Here is an 11,867-nt window from a genome sequence, read left to right on the forward strand (position 1 = left end):
AGGACACAGCTTGTGGCTAGTATAGTGGATATAACAAATGCGACCTAAAAGACTTCAAGTCTAAATTATTTTTGTTCAGAGCAATGATTTTATCATCCCTCTCAACCCCGAGTAGACCATAGTCTCTTCAGTACTAAACCCCTTTCGTACTAAGTATATCACACATCGCAATACTTTAGTCCTTACCTTCGCAGCTCAATTACCCTATGAGTTTTCAATACCAACATATAGACCTCCCTGTAAAGGAAGTTGTTCCCGATACCAGAAAGCATCTCGCTGAAAAGAATACGCTAATCGTTAATGCGCCTCCGGGTGCAGGAAAAAGTACGCTTTTACCACTTACTTTGATGGATGAGCCTTGGCTCAAGGGTCAGAAGATTATCATGCTGGAACCACGCAGGCTGGCTGCTCGTACCATTGCGGAGCGCATGGCTTACTTCCTTGAGGAAAAGGTTGGCGAGACTGTTGGCTACCGTATTCGGTTTGACAATCGGGTTTCAGATAAAACCAAGATTGAAGTAGTTACTGAGGGCATACTCACCCGTATGATTCAGTCAGACAATGAGCTTTCCGGTATTGGAATGGTCATTTTCGATGAATTTCATGAGCGTAGCATCCATGCAGATGTAGCTCTGGCACTTTGTAGAGAAGCTCAACAAGTGCTTCGGCCCGACCTGCGCATTATGATTATGTCTGCTACCTTGAACATGCCGCAGTTGACCAGCCTCTTAAAAGCTCCTGCGGTAGTCAGTGAAGGCCGGCAATACCCCGTAGAAATAATTTATGAAGGAGATATCGATGAATTTTTAATTCCTGAGCTAATCTCCAAGACCATCAGCAAAGCGGCCAGGCTTCACGATGGAGATATTCTAGTGTTTCTTCCCGGTCAAAGAGAAATTCAGAAAGCGGCCGACCTGTTGAGAGGAAGTTTAAAAGGAATGGCCATTCATCAGCTCTACGGAAGTTTACCGCCTCATAAGCAACAGGCCGCCATTATGCCCGATCGTAGCGGTAAGCGAAAAGTAGTTCTGGCTACCAATATTGCCGAAACCAGCTTGACCATTGAAGGGATTAAAGTGGTTATTGATAGTGGTTTTGGACGCACTTCTAAGTTCGACCCGAACTCCGGCCTGTCTCGTTTAGAAACAGTCCGTATTTCCAGAGATTCAGCAGATCAGCGAGCCGGCCGGGCCGGGCGTTTAAGTGCAGGCCATTGCTATCGTATGTGGAGCCCAGTTACACACCAAAGAATGACTGAGCACATTGTACCGGAGATTATGGAAGCCGATCTGGCTTCACTGGTACTCGATATGGCCCAATGGGGTATCATAGATCCACAACAAATGACATGGCTTACGCCCCCTCCTGCCGGCCCATTAGCGCAAGCCAGAGACCTTTTACACCAACTGGAGGCTTTGGAAAATGGAAAGATAACAGAGCATGGCAAAAAGATGCTCAGGCTACCTTGCCATCCGCGAATAGCTCATATGCTCTTGTTGGCAGAGGAGCACGATCAATTGGCTTTGGCTACAGATATTGCAGCCTTGCTTGAAGAGCGCGATCCGCTCGGCAAAGAGGCAGGAATAGACATTAATACGCGCATAGAAGCCTTGAGAACTCACCGAAGGGAAAATCGCGATGGTAAAAAGCTGCAACGGATAGAAAAAATAGCCGAGCAATACCGCAAACTGTTTCAGATTGATGCAGAAAACGACTCTGTCGATCCATATGAAACTGGTGTTTTGCTCACCCACGCCTATCCGGAACGCATTGCCTGTGCTCGTCCTGGTAATAATGCCCAATTCCAATTGTCTAACGGTCGCTATGCCATGGCCGGTCATCGAGATGATTTGGCTGCTGAACCTTGGTTGGCCGTTTGCCATATCGATGCTCGAGACGGTATGGGTAAAATTCATATGGCCTCCCCTCTCAACCCCAGAGATCTGGCTCCTTTAGTAAAAGAAAAAGACGTAATTACCTGGGATACAGAAGATGGAGGGCTTATTGCTTCCAAAAATCTGTGCATCGGTAGCATTGTGCTAAGAAGCACTCCCTTGCCCGATCCGGATCCAGCCCATTTAGTGAATGCCATAGTAGATGCCATAAAGAAAGAAGGCGAACGTTTGCTCGACTTTAATGAGGAGGTAAACCAATGGCAAAGCCGTGTGTTATCGCTCAGGAAATGGAACCCTGAAGAACAATGGCCGGAAGTAAGTACTTCTTCCCTACTCCAAACCTGTGGTGACTGGCTGGCCCCTTATCTCAATAACATCCGCAAGCCGGAAGACCTCAAAAAGCTTAAGCTTAAAGACATTTTACACCACAGTTTGAGTTTTGACCAGCAAAGCAAACTGAATGACCTGGCCCCGGAAAAAATTGAAGTGCCGAGTGGTTCACAAATTCGCCTCGCTTATCGAGACAATGCTGAAGCCCCTATTTTAGCCGTCCGCATACAGGAAGTCTTTGGTATGGCCGAAACCCCAAAGATCAATGCCGGAAAACAAGGCGTACTGATGCACCTGCTCTCTCCCGGTTTTAAACCCGTACAGATTACCTCCGACCTCAAAAGCTTCTGGTCAGACGCCTATTTCGAAGTTCGTAAAGAACTCAAAAGACGTTATCCTAAACATGTCTGGCCTGATGATCCGTGGAATGAACCGGCTATTCGGGGAGTTAAGAGGAGGAATCAGTGATCGGTTGAACGGAAATCGGTGGAACAGAAATCAGTTGATCAGTAGGTTAGTGAACCAGATAAGGCAAAATTACCACGAAAGTACTGCCCCTTTAGGAGTCAGGGGTAGATGAGTTGAACGGAAATCGGGGAATTAGTGAATTGGTCTTTAGTGCATCAATAATGCTCAAATGCCTTGGTAAACGTCACTCAGAGGCCTGTCGCATAGGCAAGCGAGGTACGACCGAACAATATTACTGAGTTAGTGGCTAAATTGTGCTATTCATCTATCAATCAAATGTGACTTTTAATCTTGACACGAATTAAGGATTACTAAAACATAGGGTTAAATACTTAATTTATTCTAGCACAATTTAGAACTAAAAAACAATGAAAGACGATATTCAAATGCTATCCAAGAGCCTTCTTGAAGCCATGAGTCAAATTCTTGGAGTTAATCTTCAGTCTGAAAATTACATCAAGGCTTACTCAGTTAAAATTGAAAAAGCTTTTTCTGATAATCCAATTTCTCAATTGACAAGTAACTATATTCTTCATAATCTAAGGGCCAAATCATTACAGGAGTCTGGTCAAATATTTTTGGGATATAGTTATGGAACCAACAATGCCAAGGCTACACTTCAAGTGTCATCAAATCTTCAGTTTTACTTTTTGCTCTCGTTGGCACACGCTTATGAACTCTTTGAAATTTATATTAAACGGTTGTTAAAAGTTATTGAAAAGGAATATCCTGAGATTAGAGATAGAATAAAACCAAGTGAGCTAAAAAAGAACTGTGATCCAAGCGTGGATAATATCCAAACTAAAAATAATAAGGCCTATTTCAACCTCTTGAGAAGAATCATGCCAAGCCTTGTTGATATAGAAACTAAAAATTGTTGGAATACTGATATTCAACAATGGTACCAAGCCTTTTCCAATTTCAGACATTCGGTGACTCATGGTAATGCACTTTGTCATGAAACAAAATATTTAAAGTATAAAAAACTGACAGACCAGTTTTTTCCAGTGAAAAAACATTGCGAAGATCCTGATTGTAAATTTTGGAGATTCGACATTACCTACTCTAACCTAAATGACAACCTTACTTTGATTGGTGATTACACAATCCTATTAGTAGAGGAACTAAACAGCTACTTTGAAATAGAAATTGATTTGAAGAAGCTTTAAACCAAATTGCATTTCCGTCCAGAAGGACCTTTATAAATAATTTCTAGGGTTAGAATGGGTTATGAAGAACTGAACTTGGCGTTCTAATCATCAAACTTCATTACTCTACCCTGCCTCCCAGCCTCTACCTCCGGCAAAATCTCACAATTATCCCAGATGCCTGACTTGAGTGTGGCGGCATAGGTTTTAGGCAGGCCTTTTTCCAACATTAACTGGTTGGCGAGGTCGTGGTTGTAGGTAAAGGACTGGTGTTGAAAGGAGAATCCGTTTCTGTCGTTCAACAACATATACCAAACCCTTGGGGTGCCATCATTGGCGGGCATGCCGATGACTCCGGGATTGAGCCAAAGCTTGTCTTCTACAGGGCTATTAAAGGGTAAACCGCAATGTCCGGCCAGGATAATGTCTGACTGCGTCTGATCTAAAATGGCACGCTTGCGTTCGTCTGGGGTAGACTCAAAAATATATTCTGAGGTGTTTTCAAGGCCCCCATGCAGCACAAAGCAGCTTTTTCCGGCAAATTGAAAGCGGATAAATTCCGGTAATTCCCGTAGCCATTCAATCTGTTCTGACCTTACCTGCGATTGCGCAAAAGGATACCATTGCCTGGAAAACAGATCACATCGCGAACCATCATTGAAGTTACAACCGCAATCCTCTTCCCCTTCTTTGAGCTGTATCTCCACATTGCCCAGAATGGCATGAATGCCCCAGTTTCTGATGAAGTCCAGCACTTCCACCGGCTGAGCACAATAGCCCACCATATCACCCGTACAGATGATATTGGATGCCGGAATTTCCTTCTCCCCGGCTATCTCATGCAAAGCTTCCAGTGCCTGAAGATTACTGTACACACCACCAAATACCATCACTTCGCTACAGAGTGTCCCTATGTCCTTCACCTTATCCAACCAATGCATTTCCTTTTCTTTTCATGAAGATAAATACTAAAAAACAGGCCGCTGTACCCAATAGGTTTACACTAAGTAAATCGCCATAACTTCCCGGAAAGAACACCCATTCTTTGGGATAAGCTCCTGTGGCAAACCAGATACCGAAGGCCGTTCCTGTTAACACCGTCAACACAAATGCCAGCCGATGGACCTTCCATCGCCAGAAGACAAAGACAGGTGCCAAACCTATAACCATAGTGCCGGAAATGGTGGTGGCCGACAACACCGTGGGATTGAAAAACACTGGAATAGTGCCTAGAACAGCAATAATCACCATTATCACGCGGCCAAAACTAACGCTGGCATTGCCTATTTTAAGGTCAACCGCCATCAACTTTGAAAAAGAGGCAAAGGCAGAGTCCAATGTAGAAGAGGCCGATGTTATCATTATCAAATTGATTACCAGCATGATAATGATTCCAAGTGACTGTGCTACTTCAACCGCAGCTTCACCTTCCATGCCCTTTTGAGCGGCATAGACGCCTATAAAACTGAAGAGGACAATACAGATAAAGCCAATAGGAACCGCCCAATAGAAGGCCTTCTTCATGGTCTGTGGATCGGTAATAAAACCCCTATCCGTCATCACAGGATCATGAAATGGGTAGCTAATGGACTGAATCAGAGCAACCAGTAGCAAATCTACTCCACCAGAAAGGCTCCAGTCACCAGAGCCGAGATAGCTTGAAATACCATCGGAATCAGGAAGTATTACCCCAAGAACGACAATCAGCAAAACGGCAAAGAGCACCATCTGAATGGCATCAGTCAGCATAGAACTACTGAGCCCTCCTTTGAGGGAATAGAGCAAAGTGAGCAAGGTAAAGACCAGAATAGCCAAATAATAAGGCTTGGAGCCCACTTCACCGAAGTAACTGCCAATCACTATGGTGTTAGACCAGACTTCATTAAAGAGCCTGAAAGCAATGAGAAGAGAGAAGAGAATCACGGCTCCCCTTCCGTATTTGGAACTAAGAAACTGGTGAATGCTCTGAAAATCTCCCTTCACGCGCAGCTTGAAAATGATGATGCCAGCAAAAAGGAACGACAGGTAATAGGTGGCATAAGCCACACCTCCCACAATGCCATAAGAAAGGCCTAGATTGGCCGCATTGGTAATGCTTTTGGCAAAAATCCAGCTAATGACCAAGCTGCTAGATAATAGCCATAATCCGGGCTTTTGGTTGTTTTTTCTGGTGGCTTGGAAAAAGTCACTCTTGGTTTTTGCCCATGGGGAAATGGCAATCAGCACCAAACTTGATGCGATGACTAGTATCCATTGCCAGAGGGTTATGTTTTGCGTGGTCATTTCCTGATTACTTTTCCACCCCCTAACCCCCGCCAGCGGGGGACATGGCAGCCTGCCATTGTGAAATTTTTCCGCACAAACGGAAGGTTTGGATGGGGGCTATTTTGCATTTCTTATGTTTGCTGCACTCCATACTATCGACATTCCGGAATTTTTCTTCATAAGTTTCAAAATGAAGAAAAATGTCCGGAATCTCATTTGATCATTAAATACGGAGGTTCCCGCCTGAGCGGGAATGACGTAAATCCAATTAATTCGCATCCCACCAAACCTTACTATTCACACTATTTTTATTGTTGGCAGTTGCGGCCTGGTAGTTCACCGCATTCAAAGCAGCTTCATCGGCAGGGTATGGCATTCTGACAGGAATGAGACCATTGTTCAGGCTGGCCGCTACATTTTTCAGTTGAGGAAATCCAGTCCTTCTGAATTCAATCCATCCCTCGTAGCCATTGATGGTGTTTGCAATCCACTTTTGAGTAATGATCTGCTCCAGTGGGTTCGCTCCATTCGCTCCATAAGCCGCATTTCCTGTTGTCAGGTAGCTTGAAGGCATTTCGCTTTGCCAGTATTCAAAAGCCAGTTGCACCCCCATTTCATAATAAGCTTGAGCATTCTGTGAAATAAGACCTTTTTCCGCAGCTTCTGCCAATAAGAAGTACGTTTCCCAGGCGGTCATAAAATTGGCATCAAGAGCACCCGTATTCTCTCTGAAAATGGTGCCGGTGAGCGAGTAATTGGCCACAGAAATGGAAGTGTTCGAAGCATCAGGTCCATTTCTTAGTCCTTCATAATTTCCTGTGGCTTCAGAAGGTCTGAAGAAAACCCGCTGCCGGGAATCGTTAAGGTTTTCCAAAACCTCTTCTAAGGTTTCTGATTGAACAAAAAGATTAAAATCACCAGAGCGCAATACGGCCATTCTGAATGTATTGGGCTGAGAGTTGGTAAAATCGAACGTGGCGTTGTCTGCATTGTTTTGAATATACTCACCTTCATTGACTATGGCCTGAAGTGCCGGGGCTACATCAACCCGATCAGAAATTCTCATGAGATACTTAATCCTCAGCGAGTTGGCTAAATTTATCCAGGCCTGAAGCCTACCGTTGTACAGGAGGTCTCCCTTTAATGTTTGCGACCCGGAATAATTTTTAATGGCGACAACGGCCTTTTCCAGATTGTCTAAAATGCCTCCGGAAGCCAGATAGATATCTTCTTGAGCATCATATGCCGGGGTAATGTGGCCTTGCTTACCGTTTAAAGCATTGAAATAGGGTACATCTCCATAAATATCAGTGAGGGCAGCAGCCATATAGGCCTTCAGAATAAGAGCAGGCCCTTCGTATACCTCATAAACTTGGCTCTTTCCGGCAGCCTCTAATACCAGTTCATTATCTCGCAAATTGCGATAAATAATGGGCCATGGATTGCCGCCCAACTGTGGCGAGCTTAGGTCGTGCCGATCGAACAGATTGAAATCGACCATGGCAAAATGCTGACTCAGTAGATTACCCGCCACGAAACCTTCGTACGACATTTGTTCTCCATAGTCATAAATCACCTGACGGAAAAGCAACTCTGGCTGCACCTCTATGGGCGCATTCGGATTGGTATTGATTTCTTCAAAACCATCCGAACAAGATACGAATAACATACTGATTAACAGAAGTATATAGTTCTTATATAAAGTATTCATCTGACTTCTTTTAAAAATTGAAACCTAGTTTAAACCCTATGCTTCTGGTGGTGGCATAAGACATATCTTCAACACCACTTACAAACTGTTGTCCTTGTACGGCCAGTTGTTCCGGATCGAAATGAGGTATTTCAGAGATTGCAAAAAGATTTCTGCCAATAAGGGCTACATCTAAACTTTTACCATTTTGAAAGAAGGAACCACTAAAACGATAGCCAACGGATAGCTGACGTAGTTTGAGAAAACTGGCATTGTAAGTATTGTTTTCTTCATGGTTTCTATCGTAAAAATTGCGATAGTAGGCTTCAGCAGATACTGCTTTGGTATTTTCTACATACACAGGGTTGTCGGCAGAGCCGGTGTTGACTACACCATTAGCCACAATACCTGCCTCGGGTCGATAAGCGGTTTCTTCTAACTGACCTCCTACTGCGGCCAGGGCCAGTGTTCGGGATACCAATTCTCCACCCTGACGCCAGTCAAATACAAAATTGAAATTCCAATTGTCAAAGCGAATTTCATTAGTATAACCCAGTATAAAATCGGGGTTATAGTTGCCCAGTTTTTGTAAGCGATTGTCAGGAATGTACAAGCCATTTTCACCCACTATAAATCGGCCTTCTTCGGTTTTCAGGTAACCTGTTCCATACATATCACCAACTCTTCCGCCTTCTTTCACCTGAAAGAATACAGTTTGATTTACGTTATCGTAAATACGGCTATAAGCCAGCGTAAGTCGGTCTACACCATTGGGAAGATCGAGTACGGTGGTTATGTTACGGCTAAAATTAAAGGTACCTGACCAGCTCATTTGGCCTCGCGACATCCAGTTAACTCCAACAATAGCCTCTACTCCTTCCGATCTCACGCGGCCACCATTCACTACTCGTTCTGTATAGCCCGAAGTGATGGAGACAGGAAGCGAAATTATCTGGTTGCTGGTAATGGCATTGTAGTATGTGAGGTCCACATGTATGCGATTGTTGAGCATTCGGGCCTCGCTCCCAATTTCAAAAGACCGGGTTCTTTCCGGAAGAAGATTGGGGTTGGCAATGGTAGATTGCTCACTGAATGTGGGCTGGCCTCTATAGGGTGTTTGTGCATTAAAAACACCGGCAGTCTGGTAGGGATCGGTATCGTTGCCCACCTGCGCATAAGAAGCTCTTAGTTTTAGAAAATCTATGGAAGTGGGCATTCTCCATAGGTTTGAGGCTATGAACGATCCTGAAACGGATGGATAAAAGAAGCTCACGTTTTCGGTAGACGTAGGGCTTGCCAGGGCACTGGACCAGTCATTTCGGCCCGTAAGTTCAAGAAAGAGAAAATCATGATAACCCAATTTTGCCCAGGCATAGACACTGTTAATTCGTTTTTTAGATAGAAACTCAAAAACCTCCAGAGGTGAGGCCGCATTGGAGAGTCTAAACACTCCCGGCTGAGCCAGTGAAAGTGCTTGTGATTGCAGGGTAGATGCCCGCTGATCCATTCGATTGGCTCCGGCAGAGCCTTCAAAGCTGAAAGACCCGAATTCCCTTACATAATTGACGAGAACATCGGTATTGTGTTCCCTAAACAATACATCGTGCACGGCATAGGCACCATTCCTAAACCGGTTAGAACTAAATGCTCTCCTAAATTGGCGTTGTTCGGAGGAATAATCCATGCCACTGCGCAAACTCACACTCCAATAGTCCGACAAAATGTAGCGGGCCATCAGATTGCCAAAGAGTCTGTCCCGGTTCAATGAGTTGCGATTCTCCAACAAAGTGAAGTAGGGATTGTCAAAAAAAGTATAGTTAAAAGAGTATTGCTGCGTGTTTTCCAGTCCGGGTTGCCAGTAGTTTTTCATAGGGGCAATGTTTAAAGATCGTGGCCCCCAGGCTACCAAAGCATAGTTGACGTTTTCCGATCCATAGCCACTGGAAGGCCGATTGTCTGATTGAGCATTGGAATAAGTGATAAAGCTTGAAATTTTAAGCTTTGGATTAGGCCTGAGATTCAGCCTGGCCGAAAGAGTGGTACGATCCAGATTAACTCCCGGTATAATAGACTTGCTTCTAAGATCGGTAAAGGAGATTCTTACATCGCCTTTTTCAGTGCCTGAGGCTACGGCAAGATTATTAATGGCTGTAATTCCCGTTTGGTAGAAGTTTTTAAGGTTATCAGGATGAGAAACAAAGGGAGTAGGTGTAATGGGGCTACCGCCATGTACGGCCACATCGCCTCCCCTTACCACCCTTCCATCGGGCAAAGTTACAGGACTATCGTATTGAGGTATAAGAAGCCCGGCATCTAGTCTTGGCCCCCAACTGTAAGAGATATTGTCATTAATCCCCCCACCCAAGCCGTCTACAAACTCAAACTGACCGGAGTTGCCTTGACCATAGCTGTTTTGAAACCGGGGCAGTTGAAAGGCTCGATCGAAAAAGGTGCTACTGTTGAAGCTGAGTCCCATTCCTTGTGCACTACGGCCGTCTTTGGTGGTAATGATTATAACTCCGTTAGACGCCCGGGTGCCATATAGAGCCGAGGCTGCGGGGCCTTTCAACACAGAAACCGATGCTACATCGTCAGCGTTGATTTCCATGGCTCCGTTGCCAAAATCTACTTCCTGAAAACCAGCAGCTGCATCGTTGGTAAAGTTTACTACCGAATTATTATTTACTGGAGTGCCATCTACCACAAACAAAGGATTATTGTTGGTAAATGAAGCTTCTCCCCGAATAGTGATTTTAGAAGTAGATCCAACGCCTGTAGCCCCCTGGGTTACAGTAACACCGGCTAGTTTACCGGCCAGGTTATCTACAAAGTTGGCAGCTTTTACCTCTCCTATGGCTTTAGGCTCAAGTCGTTGAACATTATAGCCAAGATCTTGGGTTTGCCGCTCTATGCCAAGGGCTGTGACCACAACATCTCCCAGAGAGCCTAAGCTTTCTTGCATAGTTATATTGAGTGGTGTTTGTCCGTCCACTACAATTTTGATGGTTTGAAAGCCAACCGATGAGAACACCAGTACTTCACCGCTTTCAGTGTTTATCTGAAATTGACCCTGAGCATTCGTAATGGTGCCTTTTGTGGTGCCTTCTATGGCAATGGTTACTCCAGGCAATGGATTTTTGCCTATGTCGGTTACGACACCGGTCACAGACGACTGTGCCATAACAGACAGAAAAAGGAACTGCCCGAACAGCCCTAAAAGAAGCTTTTTCATATGTAATTTATAAGGTGGTAGATGAATGTTTATGTGTGCATGAACCGATTACTGCATGGGCGGAGCACGCTGGGGAAGTTGCGAGTTGATGAGAATACTGCAAAGAAAATTGAAATGGTAGGTGGCTGTGTTAAGAGTTGGCCGAATGACCTTGAGCAGTTTTTTAAGAACGGTTGAGTTACTTTGAGCACAGAGATCGAAGGCTTTATTCAGATCGAACTTAGGGTTGAGAAAGAAAATGGATAGCTGTTGGCAATGAGTGTGGATGCTCTCGATTAATTGTGGGCTTTGCCAGGCTAAAGCTTCGAATGAAAGCTCCTCATAGCCATAACGATTCATGGCCAGTAAAAACATTCCTTTTCTCAAATCGGGGCCAATAACAATATCTGTTTCGCTAAGGGCATTGGCCGCTGTGGTCAAATCTTCAGAGGTTAGCTCGGGGCAATCGGCACCAATACAGATAACCCTCTCAAAGTTTTGGCTAAAAACACTGTCAAAAGCTGATTGGAGCCTTTCTCCAAAATTAGCACCTCTTTGATTGTGTTCGTTGAACTCAAAAACAGGAAACTGAGTAGCCATGGCTTTTTGCAGGCTTTGAGCACGAAGAGCCTCCAGCAGAGCAGTGTTAGCTTTGCTTTCATTCACCAGCTTTTTACGACTCGTTTCGCGAGATGCTGAAAAAGCAAAGAAGATAATGGCCGTTGTCGGTGAAGAAGTTTCCATTGGCGGGGTCAAGTTACATCACTAACCTACGTAACCCCACTATGTTTTGGATTTATCCTCTAATGTGTAATCTGGCGGTCAAAAGTACTGAGTGAACTGATCTATTCTTCCTTGAG

The 11,867-nt window shown here is 44.5% G+C and carries 7 protein-coding genes; 2 read left to right on the forward strand and 5 right to left on the reverse strand.

The window, feature by feature from the left end; genetic code table 11:
- Positions 1 to 206: 206 nt before the first annotated feature.
- Both hrpB and B3763_RS18950 read left to right on the forward strand, forming a co-directional pair.
- A complete protein-coding gene (gene hrpB / locus B3763_RS18945; RefSeq protein WP_286748397.1) occupies positions 207 to 2,693 on the forward strand; it encodes an ATP-dependent helicase HrpB in 2,487 nt (828 codons plus the stop codon).
- A 368-nt stretch (positions 2,694 to 3,061) separates the two neighbouring features.
- The gene (locus B3763_RS18950; protein ID WP_286748398.1) at positions 3,062 to 3,862 is read left to right on the forward strand and encodes a hypothetical protein; all 801 of its coding nucleotides are present in this window, start codon (positions 3,062 to 3,064) and stop codon (positions 3,860 to 3,862) included.
- 83 nt (positions 3,863 to 3,945) lie between these two features.
- On the opposite strand, the gene B3763_RS18955 is transcribed toward B3763_RS18950, so the two are convergent.
- From B3763_RS18955 to B3763_RS18975, 5 genes are all read right to left on the reverse strand, one after another.
- Entirely contained in the window at positions 3,946 to 4,782 is an 837-nt protein-coding gene (locus B3763_RS18955; protein ID WP_286748399.1) for a metallophosphoesterase family protein, read from the reverse strand.
- Positions 4,766 to 6,124 carry a sodium:solute symporter family transporter gene (locus B3763_RS18960; RefSeq protein WP_286748400.1) on the reverse strand — a complete coding sequence of 453 codons (1,359 nt, stop codon included), beginning with the start codon at positions 6,122 to 6,124 and terminating at the stop codon, positions 4,766 to 4,768. The genes B3763_RS18955 and B3763_RS18960 overlap by 17 nt, the downstream gene beginning before the upstream one ends.
- 250 nt (positions 6,125 to 6,374) lie before the next feature.
- Positions 6,375 to 7,817: a SusD/RagB family nutrient-binding outer membrane lipoprotein gene (locus tag B3763_RS18965; protein WP_286748401.1), complete on the reverse strand. Its 1,443-nt coding sequence runs from the start codon at positions 7,815 to 7,817 to the stop codon at positions 6,375 to 6,377.
- A 10-nt stretch (positions 7,818 to 7,827) separates the two neighbouring features.
- Positions 7,828 to 11,028: a SusC/RagA family TonB-linked outer membrane protein gene (locus B3763_RS18970; RefSeq protein ID WP_286748403.1), complete on the reverse strand. Its 3,201-nt coding sequence runs from the start codon at positions 11,026 to 11,028 to the stop codon at positions 7,828 to 7,830.
- Between the two features lie 48 nt (positions 11,029 to 11,076).
- Positions 11,077 to 11,751 (reverse strand): DUF2064 domain-containing protein, encoded by a 675-nt coding sequence (locus B3763_RS18975; RefSeq protein ID WP_286748404.1) that lies wholly within the window; start codon positions 11,749 to 11,751, stop codon positions 11,077 to 11,079.
- Between the last annotated feature and the right edge of the window lie 116 nt (positions 11,752 to 11,867).

Source organism: Roseivirga sp. UBA1976 (genome assembly GCF_002336325.1).
GTDB classification, from domain to species: Bacteria; Bacteroidota; Bacteroidia; order Cytophagales; family Cyclobacteriaceae; genus Roseivirga; species Roseivirga thermotolerans.

Coding starts and splice junctions, on each gene's coding strand:
- hrpB (WP_286748397.1), top strand. CDS start 207: ATGAGTTTTCAATACCAACATATAGACCTCCCTGTAAAGGAAGTTGTT.
- B3763_RS18950 (WP_286748398.1), top strand. CDS start 3,062: ATGAAAGACGATATTCAAATGCTATCCAAGAGCCTTCTTGAAGCCATG.
- B3763_RS18955 (WP_286748399.1), bottom strand. CDS start 4,782: ATGCATTGGTTGGATAAGGTGAAGGACATAGGGACACTCTGTAGCGAA.
- B3763_RS18960 (WP_286748400.1), bottom strand. CDS start 6,124: ATGACCACGCAAAACATAACCCTCTGGCAATGGATACTAGTCATCGCA.
- B3763_RS18965 (WP_286748401.1), bottom strand. CDS start 7,817: ATGAATACTTTATATAAGAACTATATACTTCTGTTAATCAGTATGTTA.
- B3763_RS18970 (WP_286748403.1), bottom strand. CDS start 11,028: ATGAAAAAGCTTCTTTTAGGGCTGTTCGGGCAGTTCCTTTTTCTGTCT.
- B3763_RS18975 (WP_286748404.1), bottom strand. CDS start 11,751: ATGGAAACTTCTTCACCGACAACGGCCATTATCTTCTTTGCTTTTTCA.